The sequence below is a fragment of the Pirellulales bacterium genome, assembly GCA_036267355.1.
Lineage (GTDB): Bacteria > Planctomycetota > Planctomycetia > Pirellulales > DATAWG01 > DATAWG01.
In genome coordinates this window covers 71,624-93,460 of record DATAWG010000082.1, presented here as the reverse complement: position 1 = coordinate 93,460, position 21,837 = coordinate 71,624, and the positions used below count along the sequence as shown (strand labels likewise).

Below are 21,837 nucleotides of genomic sequence, written 5' to 3'. Positions count from 1 at the left end.
CGCGCGAGAATGCACGCTAGCGGCGACGCGCCCCGGGCTGGTCGCCGCATCGGTCCGGCTAGCGAATCGGGCTCGGCAAATTCTGCGTGCTGGGGGGGGCCGCTGGCTCGGCCTTCTTGGGCCGCGACGGCCGCAACGGAATCGCCGCGACGAGGCCTCCCGCCACAATCAGCAGTCCTAGCCAACTCGGTTCCATTCCGAGCCACCAGAAGAGCCCGATCGCCACGGCGATCAACGGTGGAGAAGCGAAAAACGCCGACCATCGGCCGGGCCGCCCGGCGAGCCAAAACATCATCCCCATGCCGCCGGCGCCCAGAATTGCCGTCAGCAGCCTCCAACCCACTTCATCTGGCCCGCGACGCGGCAGACCGAGCGCAAGGGTCGGTCCGATCCCATGCACGTAGTAATCGGCGGTCGGACCGCCCGGTTCGTCGGTCTGCTTCCAGAGTGCGAACGCTTCATCGGCAGATTGCTGCTCGGCGGCCGGTTTCGCCGGCTTGATTCCGAGGCGGCGAACTAACTTAGCTTGGCGCTCGTCGATCGCATGCATCTCCTTCACGGCGTTCCGTATGGCAGTCGTTTCCGCAGCGCCTGCGCGCCATCGGTCGATCGCAGCCCGGGCCATCCGCAGCCGGTCGGACCAGGGGCCGAACCATTTTGCAAGTTGGTCGCCCGAATCGGTGGCCGGGGGACTGCCGGCAGATTCGAGCAACTGCGAAATCGTGCGAAGGCGAATCAAATCCTGATCGACGGCCGTGGCCGGGGCAGCGCCGGCGACGTTCAGGCTTCCGCCTACGGCGCCGTCGCTTGCCGCGGAAACCGTCCACAGCGTTTGCTCGACCGGCAAATCGATCAGCACCGGCGCTGGAAGCAACAGCCGTCCGTTGCGGCTCGCTTCTTTCAACTCCGCGGTGAACACCACTTCCAATTGCTGCGGGAGCGCTGCGTCTCCCAGCGCAATGCTCCAATGATTCTCGGCGACCGGCCGGGCGATCGCCGCGACACCGTCGGCCCGCGCGTGGATCAAGCGTTCGTTCGGCGCGAGTTCGAGCAGGCAACTCGAGGTCCCGGCCGGATCGAGATCGAAAGTGGCAGTGCCGTAGCATTGGCCGGCGTCGGAATACGTGACGGCAATATCGGCCAAATGCACCCGCGGCTGGCGGATCGTCTTATCGACCGATTTCAACGTGGCCTCGAAATGCTCGGCAACCACCTCGCAAATTCGATAAACATCCACTTGCGACGAATCCGGAGCAAACCGCTTCGGCAACGGCTCGAAATTCAATCCGCTCGCTTCCCAACTCAAATTCTGGTCGCCGGCGCGGGTCGGCAGCAAAACGTAGCGGCGCAATTGAAAGTTGCCCGAAGGCAGCACGTCGGGCACGCGCACGCGCTGCCCCGCGGCCGTGCTGATCGGCCCGCTGAGGTGAAGCCGAACCTCGCCGGTCCACGGCTCCGAGGGCCGAAGCACCAATTGACGCCGATGTTCGCCGGGCACCTCGAGCAACTGGCTCGGCGTGGAGGGAGAAATCTCGCTGATGTCGGCCCATTGCGGCGGCAGATCGAAGCGGACCGTGTCGAGCACTCCGCCAGAAACCTTGAAATCCAGATCGACCGCCGCCTTCCACGTGTCGTTGACTCGCCGAACGGTCGTCGTTTCCTTTCCTTCCAATCGCGGAGCGTTCGCCTCGACGCGAATCGCCGGGCCATTGCCCGCCGCTTCGCGGCCAGCCAGACAAGCCACCGGCCGTAGTCGGCCAAGCGCGAACCGCTCGAGCAGTCCGTCGGCAAGCGCTCGAGCGACGGCGGCATTCAACGCCGGCATCGGCGAGGGTTGCAAGCCCGCGGGGTTCGAAACGGCCAACCGCACGTCGGCGCCGCGGAGCAACAGGATCGATTGCGAAGCGACGCGCGCTTCCGACGGGCCGGCAACCCGCAGATCGGGAAGTTGAACGTTCATCGCGGCCGTTTGATGCGCGCCATCCGCATAAGGCATTTCGCCGCGCAACAGCAACTTCGAATGTTCCGCCGCCGGGCCGGAGAGAAAAAGCGTCAGCCCTCCATTCGGCGTTCGAGCCCAGCGGACGGGTTGATCCGGCGAGCCCTCTTGCCGCAACAGTGCCGTCTCGACGGTCCATTGCGGCGGCGCCGGAATTTGGATCTGAAAAACCGATCCGCCCACGACCGACAGGTCGGCCAGCCACGTTTCGTGCAGGCGCCCGCGCTCGATGGCGATTACGGTTTGCTCTCGCGATTCGATTTGCGGTTGGCGCGAGTGGATCGGCAGGCTCCAGGCGGTGTCGCCGGCGGCAAGCTTGTAGGCCAATTGCGGCTTGGCCTCGGCCGCTCCCCAAGCCGACAAGAATTGTACGGGCGCAAGCGGAGTTGCAGCCGTCGGCGGCGAAGCTGCCGAAGGATCGAACTCCAGCGGCGGATCGACCGACACGGCCAGTTCCTTTTGGGCCGAGCGAACTCCGAGCGCTTCCAGCCGCGGCAACCGCAAGTTCCCGATCCCCGACGTATCGGTCAAGAGAAACGAGAGCTTGAACGACACGCGATCAACCACGGGCTGACCAAGTCCGACGTAGATGGTGTGCAATTCGCCTTCTTCGGTGCGCATTTCGCGGATCGGGGAACCGGCCTCCAGAGGCAATCTGCGAAGCCGCGGATCTTCAAGCAGGCGCAATTGCATGAGCTTTCCCTCGGCAACGCGTACGTTGAACTCCGCATCCAATGTCACCGAGCCGGGGCGCACCTTGAGCCAATAGAGTTCATCGACATCGACAACCGGCGCCTTGGCGGAGCCGCCGTTCGAAGTAGGCCATCCGTGGACGGTCAAGCGGCCAATCGGCCCGAGCCGCTCGGTCAGCCGACTTGCCGGAGGATCCGCGATGTTGCTCGAGTCTCGGCGGATGCTGCGATCGAGCGACGGCTCGCCGCGCGCTCCGGGCACTTCAACCCTCGCATCGGCCGGAGCCGAAAGTTCAAGCCGTGAATTGGCGAGCCGCGGAATGGGGTAAGACACGGTCGTGGCCCCCGCCAGATCGTGCGCAGTCGGCCGGAAAGCAAGCGACACCTGATGATGTCCGGCTTGCACAAGATTGAACGTACACACGCGGCCATCCTCTTCCGTTTTGTCCCCATACCCGGCCGCCGGTCGGCCGTTCGCGGTTGCCGTGTGCCGCAGCGTTTGCGACTCGCTGCGCGCCGCGGGCTGGACCTTTTCCCACTGAAATGGAATCGTCTTTCCATCAACTCGGAGGCCGTCGGGCAAGAGATTCGTATCATTGTCGCCGAAGGGAATCGCAATATGAGCCGGGAGCGAAAACACTTCGAGATCGTATTCCGCCGACCAATCCGTGGTGCCCAGCAATGCCGAGCCGAGCGCTCCAGAGCCGGCAGATCCAGCATTGTCGAGCCTCACCAAGCCGCCACGATAATTGGCCGACGTAATGAGCCAATGCTGTGAATCGTCGTTCGTATCGGATGACAGCTCGCCGCGGCGAATCAATCGAAGATAGAGCCCTTCCGGCACGAGGTAGAAATCCCCTTTCGGCTGCTGCTGGGCATCACAGGGAATCAAAACGGCGGGAATCTGGTCGACCTCGCTTCCCGGGCCGCTGTTTACGGAAGTGCCGCCTAGATCGACGTCGCCGCCGTTTTCAATCGTGACGCTGTTTGCCCCCGTCTTCCCGGCGCCAAGCTGCGTGGAAGGCGCCGGCGCTGCGCCCGCCTGCGCCGCGCCGATTTGTGCACCGGCGGCGCGAGCGGCTCCGCTGTTTGGTTCGGCGGCCCCGGCGTCATGCCATGCCAGACAAGCAATCGCGAGCAGCAATCCCAGCGTTGGCCCCGGCGGTCCGCCGCGTTTGCGGATCGACGAACCTGCGGAGCCCGAGGGCCGCTGCAGACTGCGAGGGCTTTTCGAGTCGCTGGGAGCAGCGGAAGGTGGAGCTTGAACGACGACGGCCGGCAACGTCGTGTCGCCGGAATCGCCTCCCCGTTCACTCACCACGACGGCTTCCGCGAGCGGCGGATTGCTCTCGCTCCATTTCATTGCACGCCGCAGACGCGCCAGACGGCCGCCGATTGGCCGGTTCCCGCGCAGCAGCCGTTGCAGCGCAAAGCCGGCGGCGAGCCCCAACCACAGTCCGGCACCAAGCGGAACGCAAGCCGCCGGCACCAATAGCGCCAATGCCGTCGCAGCGGTTAGCCCGATTGCCTGACGCTTCCCGGATGTCTCATGCTTCGCGAGCACCAACAGCAGCGTCAATAAAAACACGCCAAAGCCAATCGCCAGCATCGTGTCGCGATCGGCGATGCCGATGCGCCGCGGAGTGTCGAAGAGACTGAAGTCGTAGACGGCCCAGCCCGCGTGATCGAGCGATGGTCCGTTGCCGGCGATCGCCGCATGGCCCCACGGAGATTGGCCCTCGGGGAAGCTCCATTGCTCGACGGGAATGAATCGCGCGCTCGTTGCGTCGAGCGACTGTTTCAATTCGGTCTGAAACGGGCCGCTCGGGTAGCATTGCAATTGAGTCTGGTCGGCCGAGCCGGGCCCCATCCAAACCGCCGCAGCGCTGCGGCTGGTGAGAACCAAGGCTTTCGGATCGACCAACACAACCAGATCAGCGACCGTCAACGGCGATCCACCAGCCGCATCCGGCGACGGAAGCCGAACCGCCGTTTGCGGTGTAAGACCAATGTCAGCCAGCGCGCGAGCGGCGATCAATAGAGGCAATGGATGAAGCTCGCTCCGCCCGGCCATGCTTGGCAGAGCGCCGGCGAGGAGTTCGCCCCAACTCATCGGTGAACTCACGGGTGATCGAGCCGTCTGTGCCCGCTCTTGCAGCCGCGCGACGAATTGCCGCGCTTCCGCCCATGCCTCGTCGCGGCCGACCAGAGGCCGAACCAACCCAGCCCACGCTTCGCTGTCCAAGGGATTGAACACGGATTGGCCTGCGGCCCTGCCGAACGGACCGAACAATCGCTGGCTCCAAGTGGCCGCCGCGTCGAAGGCAGATCGACGGAGCGCAACAGACCCATTCACTTGAAATCGCGGCGGAAGCCAAACATGCCATTCGCGAGCCAGAACGGGCATGTCGATCTCGGCAAGCTGCGATGTGCGCGATGAGAGCAGACCGAGCGGCTCGTCGGTGGTCCCCCATTGCAGCACAACCTGCACGAACCTTCGGCCCGTCGGCAATTCGAGCCGGACCGCAGCGCCCTGCGCCGGTGGCAAACTCGCGCCGGCTTGCCGACTTGCCGCATTCGCGGACGTTGCAGCGTTTGGGGGCGCAGCGTTTGGGGATGCAGCGTTTGTCGGCGTGGAGCTTGCCGGTGCAGTGTCGGTCGAAAGCGTGCCGGCCGTGGCCAGGATGTCGTCGATCCAGGCCGACTGAAAGGTCCCACCGCTCGGCAATTGAATGCGAACTCGTTTGCGGCCGGTGTTTTCGATTCGCCAACACGCGACATGCTGGCTCGATCCGTCGGGCGAGTAGTAGGAATCCAATTGGCCCGACCAGGCCCAGGCGTCCGGCCGCTCGGCTGCCGGCGAAACAGTCAGGCTGGGCGCCGGATCCACCGCCGCCGAGACGATCTCCTCGACGGGGCTATAATCGTAGGCGGCCAACTCGGTGTCGCCGCGGAACGCCAGTTCGGCCGCTTTGCGGGGGGCGGAATCGGCCGCCGCCGGCGACGCGCCGGTGGCGGCCTGGGCGATCGCCAGGGGCTTCAGTCGCCGGTTATTGATTTGCGGAATTCGGCGTCCGGCCGACCAAATCGCGACCGAGCCCTGTTGCTCATCCGCCTTCACTAGTTCGGCAAGCGAAAGTGGAGTGTCGGCGGCGAGCGCCGACGTGCGCACCGCCTGAATTTCGATCGGTTTGCTCCCCGGTTGGCGGAATGTCAATTCCCAAACCTCGCCACCGGCCGTCAGACCCGCGGCTGCCTGCTCGTCGGCCGAAAACCGCCGGGCCACGATCTGATCCTGCGAATCGCCGATCCCAGCGATGCCGGATGCGTCGCTCGCCGATGGTCTGCCGATTGCCACTCGATTGCCAGCCTGCGTGGCACCGCTGTCGGAATCCACCAATGTCCAGCGCATCGGCTCCTCTCGGCGGCGGGAGAAATGGACCAGCAACCGATCCAATTCCGCCGACTCCGGCTTGCAGCGAATTCGATAGGCTTCGACCAACGACGCATCGGTTATTTGAGCATCGAGACGCACCGTGCCGGAAAATCGAGGCGTGTCGTTCGCCAGCCTGACGGCCAGATCGTCCGCCGCCTCATCGTCGACGAAAAGCAGCGTCCCCTCGCCGATCGAGCCTCCGCCCAACAAGGCCGTGTCGATCGCCGAGAGCTGTTTTGGATCGAGCCGATGCAGCGTTTCAGCGCCCGTGGTTTGCAAGCGGTAGGGCGGCCCGGGATGAACGGCTACGACGCGGCGCGTTGCCGGCGCCTCGCGCAGCGTTGCCAGCGCCAAATCATTCGGCCGCAATCGCTCTCCGGGCGGCGCTCGCCGCCAACGGCCGTTGATAATGAGCCGAACCGGTTGATCCGGCCGAACCGATTTGGCCAGCGCGATTTCGAGCGGAAAGGCCGAACCCGCCGAGGGCTTGTAACTCCAATCGGCCAGGGCATCGGTGGGGACGGTTTCCACGGAATCGATAATCCAGTCCGGCGACACTCCGGCCGAAAGACTAAAACATTCACCCTCCTGCGCCGAGACATCCGCGACATAATGGCCGGTCAGCCGATTGCCGCCGGCGTCGATCGTCGTTCCGCTTCGCACCTGCAGGCGATCGCCACGGCGTTTGATCGCCACATTCACATCGGCGTCCGGGCGGAAGTATTGCAGCGAGATGGCGTCGCCCAGGGAGGGGGCGGGAAGCGGCTCGGCCTTCGTTTGCCGGCAGCCCTTCAGCGTCAGTTCGTCCAATTCGAGCGGAAGCGGCACCAGCAGCGATGCGCTTCCCTCCTGCCAAAACAGTCCCTCGTCGGCCGGTCGAATAACCGGCAGGCGGCTTCGCGAAATCGAAGGCGCTACAAACCCCAGCCGCACGAGCCGTCCGGTCCCGTGGATGGGCTCGGGAAACTCGACGACGATTCGCCGTGGGCCCAGCGGATCGTTGGTCGGCGGCTTGTTGCGATCCCGTGCCGGCCCCGCGGCCGCATTGGAATCGGCGGCTCCTGGTTTCTTGCCGGCTGCGTCGGTTTCGTACCATGAAAGCTGCGTTCCGCCCGAGCGAGCAGTGACCAGCGTTAACGGTCGATCCACGACCATCGCAATTCGCTCGATCGGCTCGCCGAGCACATCGAGCTTGAGATCGGCCGAAAGCTGCATTCCGTGCGGCGAAAAACTGTAGGCCAACGATTGCCGGACCAACGTCAAGGGGCGGCTATCGCGCAAGAAATCGCGCGGCGCCAGCCGCACCACGAACTGCGTTTGACCGCCGACATCGATCGTCCAACGTCGGGCCGACGGTCGGTCTTTCTTCACGCTCGCCACGGAAGCAGTCCCTTCGTCGGCGACGAGCGAAACAAAACCTTGTTCGACCGTGGGCACCAAGCCGGGCGGAAGCGTGAGCCGGAGCTCATTGCTCGCCGCCGGTGGAAGCTGCAAATCAAAGGCAAGCGCCGCGCCCGTCTCCCGCTGCCCAACCAGCGTCCAAGCGAATTCGAGCGAACCAGATTTCTCGACTCGCAGCGTCAGTTGCTTGTCGGCGCCAACACCGAGGATCGCGGGGCGCTGCGTGGAAAGGTCTTGCGGGGGTTGGTTTGCAAGCGGCGAAGAAGCTGGCGATGCCGCGGCGGGCGGAGGTTCCGCCCAAACCGGAGCCTGGATTGCCAACCGGCATGGTTCGAGCGATAGCAGCGACGGAGCGCTTCCAGCGTGGCGAATTTGGAGTGTCGCCCGCCCGCCGCTCAATACGTCGCCTTGCAGGCGCGCCTCGTACACCGCGCGCACCACATCCGTGTTGGGCGGTTGCGCAACTTCAGCCCCCGATTGCAACGCTCCGGGAGATACGGGCTCGGCAGATACGCCCGGGGCCGGCCTGTGACCGCCGCTGGCCCCGCCCACCAAACGCTCGAACTCGCCCGCCTTCATCGGCAAATAGCGGACGCCTTCGCGCGGCCAGCGGTCGATTTGATCCTCGGGAATATACACGCGGCGAAACCGTAGCGGCGATGAATCCGCTGCCGCAATACCGGTAGCGACCGGCTCGGCGGCGACGGATCTCGCCGCAGCGGGTGGAAGCATCGCCGCCAAAACGGCGACAAGCGCTCCCGCCAATCGGAAAGGCCGATGCCCGGCGGCGTTTGCGGAGCGGCTGGCAAAACGGAAACGATTCATAGGCGCGATCGGCTTGGCATTTCGACGACCGGCGGCGACGTGGCGGTCGTGGCCGGTTCGAGTTCTTGCTCGCGGGGCGCGTGCAGTCGCGTCGAGCTGCGTTCCAACCGAGTATGGTGGGAGATCGAGTTCGCCTTCACGGCCGCCGGCTGCCGGCTTGTAAGCCGCCGCAACAGCAACGCCGCGGCAATCAGCAACAAGCCCAAGCTTCCCGCTTGTGCGAGCAACAGCGCCGGATCGGGAAAGACGATCGCAGCAACGATCGCGACCGCCGCCGCGGCAACCAACGTGCGCATTGCTCTTAGTCGGGGAAAATAGATCAGTGCCAAGCCGATCGCCAACACCACGGCCGACGCGATCAAGAGCAACAACCACTGCCGCACGATCACGACCTGAAATCGGCCCCCTTGCCCGGCGGTGCTGAACAAGTAGCGATTGACGCGACCGGGCTGTTCGTCGATTTCGGCGACGCGCGCCGGGCCCGCCGCAGAGGGGTCGGCCGCTTTGCCGACTCGCGTTAGTCCGACCCATTGCTCGAGTTGCGCATCGTCTTTCAGTGGCACGCGGCGGAGACCGAAATCGGCGGAATTCCACATCCAGTCGTATTCGGGCGTCAGATCGCCGGCCGCTTTTAGCAAGTGCTCATCCGCGGGCAGCAGCAGTTGCCAATACGTGCGGCGAATCGTGACGTGGTTTTCCCATTTCGGGGCTTCGAGCACGAGCGACCCGTCGTGCGGGCCACGATCGGCAAACTGATAACGGAGTTCGAGCACGTGCTCGCGCCGCTCCGACTCCGGTGGCAAGGCGATGACGAGCGGACCCGAGGGAGTTGCCGACGGCGTCAGCGGCTGTCCGTCGAGCGTGAGTTCGACGTCCGCGGCGCCGATGCCCACCGGCAATTCCAATCGCAATTGATCCTCGTTCGTGGAAAACCAATAGGCGATGCGATCCTGCCGGACCGATTCGGTGAGCCACGTTTGAATCCAGGCCCGATCGACAAACGTCGCGCTCTGCAGGCGGCTATCGTCGCGGCTGATGGCCAACCGCAATTCGTCGGTCGGATCGGATGCCGCCAACCTCAGAGTTTGATCCGCACCGGCTGACGCCGCCGGCGTTTCGAGCGGATTCCAGGCCCCCTCGCGCTGATCGATCCGGACACCGGGCTGGGCGGTGATGGCCGCGGTGTTGGCGACGATGCTCCCGTCGCGCGGCACGGAAAGCGGCAAGTCGAGCGGCGCGCTCGCCGAGCCGGCCGGCCGCGGCTCCGGCATCGTGAACGAGATTTCCAAGCGAAACGCCCCGAGAATTGGCCGCGGCAACGAAATTGATACGGCCGTTCGAGCGGGATCGGTTTCGGACGGGGTAGCTTGCGGTTGGAGCGTTTCCTTGCCGACAGCGAAGCGAAGCCGGCGTTGTTCCAACAACGCCCGGGGAACGTCAAGCCTTAGCCGCTCCAGCGGAACATAGCGCACCAGATAGTCGATCGCCTGCACGACCGAGACGTCTCGATCGCGGATCGAGACTTGATTGTCGAGTTCCACGCTGACGTCTTGCTGGCGAACGGCGAAGTCGGCGGCGAATTTTGCGTCGGCTTGCTCCGCCCGGTAAAAAAGCGCCGTCGCCGCAAAGTCCGCCGCATTCGAGTTGCCGGCATTCCCCAGGATCGGGCCCCCGTCCGGCCCGGTTTTCGACAACGGACCGGCCGCGGCGTCTGCCGCCTGGGCCGATCCGGCAAATGGCGACGCATTCGGCGGCAATGCTCCGATGGCACCACTCCGCAGCGTGAACGCGCGACCATTGGATCGCCCAAGACCGCTGATCTGAGCGGGGCGCGGCGTCAGTTCGATGTTGTCGGCCGGCAGGATCGCGACCTCAGCCGGGCCGACCACGTCGACCCGCGGCTGCGGCAGCGTCCAAGCGATCGATTTCAGGCTCGGTCCATTGCGGCGATGGGCCGTGAGATTAAGCTCGATATCGCCGGTGGCGGGTTCGGCCAGCGGAAGCGTGATCGTTCCCGATGCGGATGTTGAAATCGCTCCGCTGTCGATCACGCCTTCCGGGCGAATCTTGTCGATTTCCCAGCCCGGCAGATCGACTTCGAGCTGAAATGGCTTCGCCCCTCGGATCGTGTAATCGAGTCGAGCGTCGAGCCGAACTTCATCCTCGCGCACGGAATAGACATATTGCGGCTCAACGCTGATCCGCGTCTTGCGCGGCATGACCCGCACACTCAGCGAATTCGGCTGACCGTAATACTCGAAGCCTGCGACCAGATCCTTGCGCCGCAAGCTGTCGGGCAATTCGCTGACTCGGCGCACGCGATTCTCTTCCCCCCAAACCAACTGCCAATCGCCCGCCACGGCAACGGCAAGATATCCCCATTGCCGATGCGGAATCGCTTCAGCCACGGCGAAGCCGGCCAATTCCAGCGATTCGCCGGGCTTGGTCACATCGTAGGCGCGCTCGGTCGAGAGGCGGATGTCGATCGGGCCGGCGGTTTTGCGATCGAGCTTCACTTCCACCAGCCCGGCATCGGCGCCGTTTCCGGCCGTGAGGGTGTAACCATCCTGGCGGCCACCGATCAGTTCGGCGCCGCGCGGCAGGCGAATATGGAGCCGGTCGAACTCGGCGCCGAAACTGCGAACCGTCAGCGTGGCGTCGCTGTTCACGCTCCGGCCATCGATCCGCATGAGCACGGCGCCGGTGACTTCCAGCGCCGATGAGAGCTGGGCCAGCGGTTGATCCGGCCCGCGCCACGAAAGCCAGCAATCGCCCCCCACGCCGAGAACGGAAATATCGCTGCCGGCGGCGGGCGGATGCGCTGGCATAACCTCCGGAGGAGCCAAGCCGGGCGAAGCATCCGCGATCGCGCCCGCCGCCGACACGTGCAGCGTGAGTTGCGACACCGCGGCATGCGGTGCGTTTAGCTCCAGCCGGCTTTCCTCCGCGCTGTTGGCAACCGGAGCCAACAGATGGAGCGTCAGTTCACATTCGCTGTGCGCGGCCGAACGGATCCAACACACATAGCCATCGGCCACCGGATCGAATTGCAAGAATTCCTCCCCCGCGCCTTTGAACTCCGCCGTGCCGCGGAGCACGCATTGGTTCAACCGCAACGGCACACGAACCCAATCCGCGTCGTTCAGCAACAGTTTGAATACCGCGGTCAACTCGACGCGATCGCCGCGGCTTTCGCCGGTGAGCGTCATTTGCTCGAGGCCAAAACGCGGGGCGGGCTCCGGGCGATCGAGTTTCTCCTTCAACCGGTAGTAGCGCACGAAGTCTTCATAGCTGAAGCCGGGAACCGGCACCAAGCGGCCCTCTTTATCGCGAACGTAGTACACTTCCGGTTTGACCTCGCTCGTCCGCTCCGCAGTCGAAGCAGCGATCGGCGCCGCTGGGGCGACCGTCCCGCTAGCGTTCGCGGCGGCTGGCGCACGCGGCGATGCGGCGGGAGCCGCCTGAGGTGTGGCGGGCGGATCTCCCCTTGCCGGCGCCGCGTCGAACGGCGGTAAAAGTAGCGCGACGGCCAACGCCATCAGTAGCCACGGGAGCAAAAATAAAGGTCCACGATGCCGCAAGGTCACCGTCCCGCGGAGCAGCCACGATCCGCGAAAAAGTCGAGGGATCTGCCGCTCGGTCGCGATAGAAAAGAATAATTGCCGAAACTACGGCGAAAAGGTCTGTCTTAAGCCTTTATCTTACCCAGCCCGCAAGCATATCGAAAGCACGACATCGCGCGACATCCATGTCCGGGCCCACCGCGCCACCCATGCCGTGATTGCGCCGCGCGTCCCTGTAGCCTGTAGTCTGTAGCCTGAAGTCTTGCAGCCGTCCCTCATCCAAGCATGGAACGAAGTTCGCGGTGCAAGGGTTCGGTGGCGGCGGCGATGAATTCGGGCCGGTCGAGGCGAAACGGGCTGCCGTCGAGGCCAGTCATGATGCCGCCGGCTTCGCGAATCGCCAAAAAGCCGGCCGCCACGTCCCAGACCTTGGTATCGCGGGCCCAAAAGCCATCGAATCGGCCGGCCGCGATATAACACAAATTCAGGGCTGCCGACCCGGTTCGGCGCACCGACTGCGATGCCACGATGATGCGCGTGAAATCGGCCAGGATTGGTGAATCCGCCGTCATTTTTGGGGGAAAACTTGCCGCGACCACGGCATGGGCTAGTTCGGTAACACCGCTGGCCGAAATCCGCCGGCCGTTCAAATAAGCGCCTTTTCCCGCCGCAGCTGTGTAGCATTCGCCGTGCACAGGGTTGAACACTGTGGCAGCAAGCACCTCGCCCCCCCGCTCGAGCGCCAGGGAAACGGCATAGTCGGGAATACGGTGAACATAATTCGTTGTCCCATCCAGCGGATCGAGAATCCAACGGTAGCGGGGCACCGACCCGCTCGGAGGCGCGCTCCACGGTTCTTCTTCGCTGAGAAAATCGTGATCGGGAAACGCACCCAGCACGATCTTTCTGACCGCCTCCTGCGACGCAACATCGGCGTCCGTAACCAGATCCGACGGCGCCTTCTCGCGGACCGTAAACCGCTCGACCCATTCCAGCAGTGTCGCCCCGCCGGCGCGGGCCGCTTGTTCACAGACCGCAAGAAAATCTGGCATGCGCAGGCAAACTCCAAGGGCCGGGTGGGCAAATTCAAAACCGATCACCGCTCAACCGATGCCGCAAGCGGCTTTCCGCGCTTGGGTTTGCGGTTCCCGATTATAACGTGGGAAAATTGACGGCGAAGCCGCCGGCGAGCGGCGGCCAGTGTGTGAACTGAAGTGAATCGGAAGCCCGGAAAAAAATTTCGGAAATGCACTGCCAAAATGCTGGACATCGGCGTTGAAGCTGGTATTATCAGGGGAGATGGGACAGGGGGGTTTGCCTTTTCGGCGTGGCGAGTTCCGTGTCCTGATTCTTTCAGCGGTTTCATAGCGGCATCATTCATCCCAGAGTGTTTCCTTAGCGTCGGCCTCTTCTCTGTTCCGGCCCCGCCGCTCCGCGCAAGTGGACGGCGGGGTTTTTTTGTTACCGCGCTATCCCGTTACGCCGCCTCATGCCGAATTCCGCCTGGCACCTCGTCGGACGAATCGCCACGCTAAAATCGCCGCGTCTGACGGCGACGGTTGATCTCGATCGCCCATCGGACGGCATGCAATTGGAAACTCTGTGCGGGCAACCGATCCCGGGCGCTTCGCTCTTTGGCGTGCAAATAGAACCCGCCGACTCGGCGGCGGCAGCGGCATCGGCGGCGGCAGCGGCGTCGGCCGTCGATTCCTTCGTGCGCGGCAACGATCTGATCGCGACGTACGCAGAAACCGCCGCGCGCCCCTTTCGCACGCAGATCTACTGGCGATTGCTCGACGCCGAACGATCGAGGGCCTTTCTCGCCGATGCGCCGCGCGTCGGCGATCGATTCGGACACGCCGCGCCGACCGCACCCATCGAGCAGTTGGAACTCGTCGTGTCCGTGCAGACCAGCCAACTGGATATCGAAACGGCTTTGTCAGTTTTTACGACGCTCGGGCACGTTGAATCATGGCAGATGCTTGCCGCCATGGACGATCGGCTCGCACCAATCGCGTTTGCATCGTGCTGCGATCAGCCAACGAGTCCAGTGCCAAGCGATATGGCCCAAACCAACCGTCTGGCTTCGGCAGTCGAATTTCGTGGCCAGCCGATGGGTTCGAAAGCTCGAGCCGTGGAGAATCCAGACTGCTGCCTGATCCGACTGGCGGGAGCGTTGCCGAGCTATATCGAGATGGTCCACCCCGCGGACTTTCGGCAAACAATCTTCGAGTGGACGAGCGCGGCGCCGCCGACGGTTCGCTTGACGCATCGCCTGTTTGCCGAGCGATTGGAAAAGGGCGTTATCCTGCGATCGCGGATTCGCGGTCTTTTCGTGCCCCACGGCAACGGCAGCGATTTTGCCCGCAACGAACACCGGCGTTTCGCCGCATCCGAACCGCCGCTCACCGCTTGACGCATGGAACGGCATTCTGGGCGGCACTCAGGTGCCAGGCGGGTGCCCACGGGCAAGCGCAGTCTGCCAGTGCGTGCGCCGTGCGCCGTGAATTCTTGTGCGCGGCGAAACCGTTATGTCTGGCCGGAGGTTCAATCCCAAACAAACTGAACGTCAAACTCACCTGGAGGCACTGCCAGACGGCGCTTGCGAGTGCCAGGCAACTCTCAACGGCGCATTTGATCGCGCAGGGCCATGATCACATCGGAGCCGTCGAGCGGCTCGGCCAGCATCGCGGTGATATGGGCCTTCTTGAATTCCGGCATGTAGCCGCGCTGGCCGCTCACGCCGACCTGATGGCCCAAGAGCGGCCGCAGATCGACGCCCGGCATCGGTGTGACAAACGCGATCGGTTCGTGATTGGCGTCGAGAAGTGCGAAAGGGGGCGCGTGCGGTCGTAGCGATCGCACCGTCGTGAGTTTTCCGACCGCGTCGTAGCGCGACGCGGCGCCCGTTAGCGCCACGCCATTCGACCATGCCGGCGCTGCCGGGGCGGTCGTCATTGCCGTGAGTTGGAGTCGCCGTCGATCGACGCCCGTGTCGAGCCCGGCAATTGCGTCGCTGCGCCGCTTGATGTCTTCGAAGTTGGCAATTCGATCGAGCAACTGCCGGGCGCGGTTGCGCTCGTCGGAAGTTTGGGCGCGATCCAGCACTCGTTCGGCGCGGCGTTCGAGATCGTCGAATCGCCAGGTCGCCATTTCTTGCACCACCGCTGCCGAAAGCGCCAAATCGACCGCCATAAGATTCGAGTCGAATGCGTCGGAATTGGCGCCGGCATTGTCGCTCGGCGCGACAAACGGCTTCGCAGTTGCCGGTGTCGCCGGCGCGAGCGGTTCGACGGCAATCGACGGCACGACCGGCGGCGGCCGGATGCGGTCGACGAATCTGCCGTAGATCCAGCGGAATTCGCCCGATGGCGGCGCTATCTTGCACCACAGCTCTTGCTGCCCGTTGATCGTAAGCGGCTCGGCGGCGACGATTTCGACTTCCTCGCCGCGCTCCAGCCGTACCTGAACGACGCCGCGCGATTCGTTCAATCGGCTGCCGACGTGGCTGGCGACGCGATCGCCGGCGACGATCGCCAGATGGTTCTTTGTCGGCTGAAGCACGTCGGCCGGCACCCAACTAAAGCTTTTGCGCGGCGGACGAATCGCAAGCCATCCGCCCGGGTCTTGCCGATAAACTTCGACCGCATCGCCACGCACGAGCTTATCGGTCGGGTAATAGCGTTTGCCCGCCCCGCTACGAACGTAGGCGTCGTCGATGCTTACGTAGGCGGTGTAGGGAAACTCCGGCTGATCGGCCCGCGCGCCAGCGGTCGTCCAACCGAGGATCGCCGTGGTGCAATAAACACCGATCGCTTGAACCAAGAATCGCATCGCTAGGCTCCTGCCCGAATAGGCGCTGCAACCCGATCGCCGTGGGGCCCGAAAGGGCGCACGGGCGATAAAACGCAAGAAGAGATCGGGACTTGTAGCGAAAACGCCCGACCCACTCAAGGGGAATTCGGGAAATTGAAAGCCCGACGCTAGCAAAGGCGCGGAGAAAGCGTCCGTCGCGTGCGGCGACGGAGCGGCTGCAAATCAAACAACCGGTTCCCAGCCGGGCCGATATTCTCGCGTCCAAAGCCGCATGGCTTCGTCGTCGCCAAGGATATGGCCGTCTTGCGGATCGCAGTGGAGCGTGCGGCCGGTGCGGTGGGCGATATTGCCGAGATGGCAAAGCAACGTCGACTTGTGGCCCTCGACAATATCGGCGTGCGGCGGGCGATGCTGGCGGATGCTGGTGAGAAAGTCTTGCAAGTGCACGCCATCCCCCGACGCGACATTCGCTGTGCCGATTTCCTTGTTCGTGAGGCATAGATGGCATAACCGGAACCGGTCATCACGAGCGTGCCTCGTTCGCCATGGAACGACGCCCCGAAAGATTCCCCTTCCATGCCGCGCGGCGACCAACTGAGGCCCTCCCAAAAAATCGCCCGATCGCCGAATTCAAAGGTGACCGTGTGCGTGTCGGGCGTTTGCTGATCGTCTTCGTAGCGATATTTTCCGCCGCCGCTGACGACGCGCGTCGGATAATCGACGCCTAATCCCCAGCGGCATAGATCGAGCCCGTGCACGCCGTTGTTGCCCATTTCACCGGTGCCCCAATGCCAATAGTTGTGCCAGAAATAGTGCAAATAGTTGTCTTTGAACGGCCGCTCGGGAGCGGGGCCTTGCCACAGGCTGTAGTCCAGCCATTCGGGCACAGGAGCCGGCTTGCCGCGCCCGATCGATGGCCGATGATTGGCATACCAGGCCCGGGCGTACAGCACGCGGCCGATTTCGCCGGCGCGCATTTTTTCCACCGCTTCGATGAGCGCCGGCCAGCTTCGCCGCTGCGTTCCGACCTGCACGATTCGATCGTGCTTGCGTGCGGCCGCGATGGCCAGTTCGCCTTCGTGGGGATTGTGGCAGCAGGGCTTTTCTACATAAACGTGCTTGCCGGCCGAACAAGCGAGAATCGCGGCAGGGGCGTGCCAATGATCAGGCGCGGCGACGACCAACGCATCGACCGATTTATCGTCGAGAATCTTGCGGAAGTCGGCGACGGCTTGCGGATGCTGCGATTTCGCGCCGCCGAGTTGCTTCATACCGTTCGCCAGCCGCCGACGATCGACATCGCACATATAAGCGACTTCGGCATCGGCGAGCGAAGCGAGCGCGGCCGCCAACGCACTGCCGCGGCCGAGTCCCATCACGCCGACGCGAATTCGCCGGCCGGGAGATGTCGCGCCCCGCGCCGGCGAAGCTGACGCCGCGGGGGCGCCGATTGCCGTTGCCGCGGCGCCGGCCAATGCCAGTCCGCTTGCCGCCGCGGTCGACGATTGAAGAACGAATTCACGGCGGCCAATATTGGATTTCATCGGAGCGTGCATCGAGTTGGGGGGGCGAAGTTCGGCGGCGCTGGCGGGTCGATCCCGTTTACCGCCTCGGTGACGGCCAATTCGCTGGCATCCGGCTCGGCGATGAGATTGGTGAAGGAGGGGATCGAGATGTGTTGGCTCATAGAAGCTCCATTTTAGCAGTGCGGCCGAATAGTGCCACCGGCAGCGCGAAGTCCGACACAAGCCTGAAGCGCAAGCGAAGGAATGTCGATCCTCGCTTCCCTTCGCGCGCGCCCGGGAGCGATTTCCGACGTCGGACGACTGCCCCCAGCCGGCGTCGATCTTCGCGCACGTTCCCGTGGGCGATTTCCTTCGCTCGCGCTTCAGGCTTCTGTACCCGATGCTTGCCAGCGCAAGCCTGAAGCGCCAGCGAAGGAATCTTGTCGCCCCCACGCGCTTCACCCTTGTGTATCTTCGCTCTCTTCGGGTGGTCGTGGTGTCGGTTCGCCTTGCTCTTCGCGCACGTACCGCGAGGCCGCTTCCAATTCGTCTGCATCGTTCGACCACCGCTTACTTCCGCGCTGAGTCCACCAGTTCTGCCGAAGGTTTTCGCCGGTCGATTGACGCGACCGCTCGCGTTTCTTGAGCCTCCGCGTACACCAGGCCTTGAACTGATCCATGACATCTTCGGGATCCCGCCCCGGAGCGGATACCACCACGTGGACATACTGCGTGCGAGCGTTCACGGCATGGAGATGCCAGCCGCGAATCCCACAATGGTCGGTAATCGTGTCCTCCACGATGCGGCGCTGCGCCGTGTCCAGGGTCAGAGCCGTTTCGGTCATTCGTTGCTGGGCCGCCTCTTGCAGCTTTACGTCGGGGGCACGGAATTGGCCCGGCTTTTTGACCCACCCGCGCTCATCTCCCGGCAACCACGAGCCGTAGGTGGTCCACGTCAGAAAGTACGCCAATGGATCATCCATTGGCGCGTGGCCCACTTCGTTTGTCATTTGCGATCCTCCTATTCCTTCGCTTGCGCGTCCGGCGCGTGTGCCCGATGCTTGCCACCAACAAGCCTGAAGCGCCAGCGAAGAAAACCTTCGCTTGCGCTTCAGGCTTGTGGGTTCATCCATCGGGATTTTTGGTTTTGCGCTTGGCGGCTTTTTCGGTGACTCCTTGCCCGCCGTCATCTGGGTATAGAGGTCGAAGAGTTTTTCCAGCCGCTCGGTGTCGTTTTTGACACGCCGGCCGATGTAGATCCGCTCGAGCGTCTCATCGTTGCGCTCGTGGGCTTGGCGGAGGTTGTCGGGCATCGAGTCGGGGTCGTAAAGATCGGCGATCGTGGCCGGAAAGTGCGCCTCGCGCGCGAGCAGGATATGCGTCGACTGCATTCATCGGAATGGAGGACTCTCGGGCGCTATGCTTAAGCCGGCCATTCTACCGGCAATGGACGATTGCGTTCCAGGATTCTAACGAAACACGCGAAACACCGGGGGCTAGCGCCATGCCGCTCACGACGAGCGCGCGCTAGCTGCGGGAGCGGTCAGCACGCCGTTGGTTTGGAACGGGAAGCTGAACAGAAAATTCCATAGCGCGCGGCGGTAGTCGGCTTTGCCGGACAAGTGTTCTTGCCACATGCGATTGACGACCTCGAATCGGAACCAACCGCCTTGGCGCGTTTGCTCGAGCGCCGTTTCCATGCGCTCGCGAAGGATCGTCTTGAGCCAAGTCGCTTGGGGAACGCCGAAGCCTTTTTTCTTTTTCCGCAGCAGCTCGGGCGGGAGCATTTTTGCCGCGATCCGGCGCATCAAGTATTTCCCTCTGCCGCCGCGGAAGATCAACGGCTCGGGCAAATCGGCGAGAAACGTTGCCAACCGCGCGTCGAGATACGGCGCTCGCACTTCGAGGGCATAGGCCATGCTCGATCGATCCACCTTCGTCAGGATCGAGCATTCCATGTAGGTGCGAACCCAGGTTTGAATTTGAGCATGCACTTCGCCGATATGTCTGGCCGAAGCGAATGCTTGCCGCGTCGGTTCCAAAACCTCTTCAATGTCGACCTGCCGCGCCAAATCCGGATCGAGGGCATTCATCGCCAGCCACAGCGGAAAGCTCGCCATCCAACCCTGGATGCGTTCCTCGGGCGGATGCAACAATCCTTGCGAAAAATGCCGGGCCTTGAATCGCAACGACATATTCGACGGACTATTCGGCGAAAGCCATTCGAGCGTCTTCCCGGCCGCATACCACAGCCGCCGCGGCAAGAGCCGCTCCATGACGCGGGCCGGCCGCCAGGCCCGAAACGGATCGTAGCCGGCTTGCAGTTCGTCCGCCCCATCGCCGCCGATCGCCACGGTCACGTGTTCGCGGGCAAAGCGGCAGAGCAGCGACATCGGCACAATGCTCGGATCGGCAAACGGCTCGGAGAGCGTTTCCCAAACGTGGTTCAGCTCGCGCTCCAGTTCGGCGTTGTCGATCACCAGCACATGGTGCTCGGCGCCGATCTTCTCGGCCATCAATCGAGCGCTCCAGCGTTCGTCGTACGAACGCTCGGCGAAGCCGATCGTGAAGGTGCGCAAGGTGTCTTGCGGGCGAATGGTTCGCCAGACGGCAGCCAGTAGCGAGCTATCCAATCCGCCGCTCAAGAAGAGCCCGACGGGCACATCGCTCCGCAGCCGCAGCGCAAAGCTCTCTTCCAGCAAGCGGATGAAATGTGATTCGGCGTCGGCCAGCTCGATCGGTTCCGGCCGCGATTCGAATTGCCAATACGCGCCGCCGCTTAAGCGATTGCCGGCCGGATCGAGTTCGACCCACGATCCGGCCGGCAGCTTTTCCACGTCGCGATAAACCGTCCGCGTGCCGGGCATTCCGTCGTAAACGAGATAGCGGGCCACGCCCAGCGGATCGGGCGGCGGCGGTCCGCCGGGCAAACAGGTGAACAGCGATAGCTCGGAGGAAAACGCCAGGGCATGGCTTCCGTCGTCGAGCTTGACGCGCCCCCAAAACAGCGGTTTTTTGCCCCATCGATCGCGAGCCAAGATCAACCGCCGCTCGGCCGGCCGATACCAGGCGAAGGCAAACATGCCGTTGAATTCGGCCAATATGCCGGTTCCCCATTGCTCGAGGGCTTCGATCAACACGGCCGTGTCGTAACGGCGATCGACCGGATGGCCGGCCGCCTCCAAACGATCGGCAATTTCGAGATAGTTATAAATCTCGCCGTTGAAGGTAATCACCGAGCGACCCGAGCGGCTTACGCGCGGCTGCCGGCCGCCGTCGTCGAGGCCGATGATCGCCAGCCGGCGATGGCCGAGCGTCAGCTCCGGCGAATCCCATTGGCCGTCGGCGTCCGGGCCGCGATGCGCGAGGGTGGGCAAGAACTGCCGAACAAGCTCTGCCCCGCGCGGACCACCGATTCCCATCACTCCACACATACGCTTCCCTGCGATTGCCGAGTCGCCGGGATACGGCGGTCGTCGAACGAGTCGAGAATGCCTTCGACCTTGTATGGCTTGGTGCCGCGCGATTCGTAATGCACGCGCACCAGCACTTCTCCCAGAATTCCGAAAAACAAGGAGATGATCGCACCGATCAGAAACGTCGAGGCCATTTCCGGCAGCGGCGTTTGCACGAAACTCGATTGATAGTCGATGCCGATCAAACGCAGCCAGCCGAATTTAAAGATCACCATCAAGCAAACCGACACCGACAGCAACGCCATGAACCCAATCGCGACCTGCCCGAAGAAATGCATCGGGCGGTTGTAGTAACGCGTCATGAAGCGAATCAAGAGCAGGTCGAGAAACACCTTGAAAATCCGCCGGCTGCCATACTTGCTGACGCCTTTGAGCCGCGGGCGATGGTCGACCGGCAATTCCGTGACCTTCGCTCCGAGGATCGCGAGATAGAGCGGAATGAAGCGGTGCATTTCGCCGTACAAGTGCAGTTCCTTCAGCAGCGAACCGCGATAGGCCTTGAGCGTGCAACCGTAGTCGTGCAACCGTACGCCGGAGACCCGCCCGATCATGCGATTCGCCACCCAACTGGGCAGCTTGCGCGAGACGGCTTTGTCTTGCCGATGCTTGCGCCAACCGCTGACGACGTCGTAGCCCTTTTCGTATTCCGCGAGCAAGCGTGGAATGTCGGCCGGATTATTTTGTCCGTCGGCATCGAGCGGGAAGACAACGGCTCCCTCGGCCAGTTCGAAGCCGGCGTCCATCGCGGCCGTCTGGCCGTAGTTGCGGCGGAAACGGACGATCCGCGTGCGAATGCGGGTTTCATCGGCAGCCCGGCACAGCTCTTCGAGCACGGCGAGCGACGAATCGCGCGAACAATCATCGATGTAAATGATTTCCGCCGATCGCCCCGTGCTGCGCAAGGCCGCGCGGATTTCGGCGTCCAACGGCCGGAGGCTTTCCTCCTCGTTGAAAACCGGCACCACCACGGAAAGATCGCACGCCGGAAGATCGGGCGACAGATCGTGATTCGATAACGCGGGCATGCGGACTGGCAAGCTGCTCTCGCTTCGGGGAGGGCATTTCCACCCGCCTCGCCGTCTCAGCGACCCTGCAAGTGGATGCGGTTAATTATAGCCACGCTC

The 21,837-nt window shown here is 63.5% G+C and carries 10 protein-coding genes; 1 reads left to right on the top strand and 9 read right to left on the bottom strand.

Annotated features, from left to right (window positions below):
• Nucleotides 1–58: 58 nt before the first annotated feature.
• The 3 genes from VHX65_13180 to VHX65_13170 all read right to left on the bottom strand — a co-directional run bounded on the left by VHX65_13180 (nucleotide 59) and on the right by VHX65_13170 (nucleotide 12,968).
• Complete coding sequence (locus VHX65_13180; protein ID HEX3999498.1) at nucleotides 59–8,353, bottom strand: hypothetical protein; 8,295 nt, start codon at nucleotides 8,351–8,353, stop codon at nucleotides 59–61.
• On the bottom strand, nucleotides 8,350–11,910 hold the full coding sequence (locus VHX65_13175; GenBank protein ID HEX3999497.1) for a hypothetical protein: 3,561 nt from the start codon (nucleotides 11,908–11,910) through the stop codon (nucleotides 8,350–8,352). Before VHX65_13175 ends, VHX65_13180 begins: the two co-directional genes overlap by 4 nt.
• Nucleotides 11,911–12,191: 281 nt before the next feature.
• A complete protein-coding gene (locus tag VHX65_13170) occupies nucleotides 12,192–12,968 on the bottom strand; it encodes an inositol monophosphatase family protein (protein ID HEX3999496.1) in 777 nt (258 codons plus the stop codon).
• A 437-nt stretch (nucleotides 12,969–13,405) separates the two neighbouring features.
• On the opposite strand from VHX65_13170, the gene VHX65_13165 reads away from it, so the two are divergent.
• Nucleotides 13,406–14,332, top strand: a complete 927-nt coding sequence (locus VHX65_13165) for a hypothetical protein (protein HEX3999495.1) — start codon at nucleotides 13,406–13,408, stop codon at nucleotides 14,330–14,332.
• Between the two features lie 206 nt (nucleotides 14,333–14,538).
• Here the strand turns inward: VHX65_13165 and VHX65_13160 are convergent, their stop codons facing one another.
• From VHX65_13160 to VHX65_13135, 6 genes are all read right to left on the bottom strand, one after another.
• Nucleotides 14,539–15,750 (bottom strand): SH3 domain-containing protein, encoded by a 1,212-nt coding sequence (locus VHX65_13160; protein HEX3999494.1) that lies wholly within the window; start codon nucleotides 15,748–15,750, stop codon nucleotides 14,539–14,541.
• Nucleotides 15,751–15,899: 149 nt separating this feature from the next.
• Nucleotides 15,900–17,276, bottom strand: a complete 1,377-nt coding sequence (locus VHX65_13155) for a Gfo/Idh/MocA family oxidoreductase (GenBank protein HEX3999493.1) — start codon at nucleotides 17,274–17,276, stop codon at nucleotides 15,900–15,902.
• Nucleotides 17,273–17,419 carry a hypothetical protein gene (locus tag VHX65_13150; protein HEX3999492.1) on the bottom strand — a complete coding sequence of 49 codons (147 nt, stop codon included), beginning with the start codon at nucleotides 17,417–17,419 and terminating at the stop codon, nucleotides 17,273–17,275. The genes VHX65_13155 and VHX65_13150 overlap by 4 nt, the downstream gene beginning before the upstream one ends.
• A 276-nt stretch (nucleotides 17,420–17,695) precedes the next feature.
• A complete protein-coding gene (locus tag VHX65_13145) occupies nucleotides 17,696–18,628 on the bottom strand; it encodes a type IIL restriction-modification enzyme MmeI (protein ID HEX3999491.1) in 933 nt (310 codons plus the stop codon).
• Between the two features lie 120 nt (nucleotides 18,629–18,748).
• Entirely contained in the window at nucleotides 18,749–20,614 is a 1,866-nt protein-coding gene (asnB, locus tag VHX65_13140) for an asparagine synthase (glutamine-hydrolyzing) (protein ID HEX3999490.1), read from the bottom strand.
• A 44-nt stretch (nucleotides 20,615–20,658) separates the two neighbouring features.
• Nucleotides 20,659–21,738 (bottom strand): glycosyltransferase family 2 protein, encoded by a 1,080-nt coding sequence (locus tag VHX65_13135; GenBank protein ID HEX3999489.1) that lies wholly within the window; start codon nucleotides 21,736–21,738, stop codon nucleotides 20,659–20,661.
• Nucleotides 21,739–21,837: the final 99 nt, after the last annotated feature.

Bases quoted from the DNA above. Each gene is read 5' to 3' on its own strand.
- VHX65_13180 (HEX3999498.1), bottom strand. From the start codon at position 8,353: ATGAATCGTTTCCGTTTTGCCAGCCGCTCCGCAAACGCCGCCGGGCAT.
- VHX65_13170 (HEX3999496.1), bottom strand. From the start codon at position 12,968: ATGCCAGATTTTCTTGCGGTCTGTGAACAAGCGGCCCGCGCCGGCGGG.
- VHX65_13165 (HEX3999495.1), top strand. From the start codon at position 13,406: ATGCCGAATTCCGCCTGGCACCTCGTCGGACGAATCGCCACGCTAAAA.
- VHX65_13160 (HEX3999494.1), bottom strand. From the start codon at position 15,750: ATGCGATTCTTGGTTCAAGCGATCGGTGTTTATTGCACCACGGCGATC.
- VHX65_13155 (HEX3999493.1), bottom strand. From the start codon at position 17,276: ATGAAATCCAATATTGGCCGCCGTGAATTCGTTCTTCAATCGTCGACC.
- VHX65_13150 (HEX3999492.1), bottom strand. From the start codon at position 17,419: ATGAGCCAACACATCTCGATCCCCTCCTTCACCAATCTCATCGCCGAG.
- VHX65_13145 (HEX3999491.1), bottom strand. From the start codon at position 18,628: ATGCAGTCGACGCATATCCTGCTCGCGCGCGAGGCGCACTTTCCGGCC.
- VHX65_13135 (HEX3999489.1), bottom strand. From the start codon at position 21,738: ATGCCCGCGTTATCGAATCACGATCTGTCGCCCGATCTTCCGGCGTGC.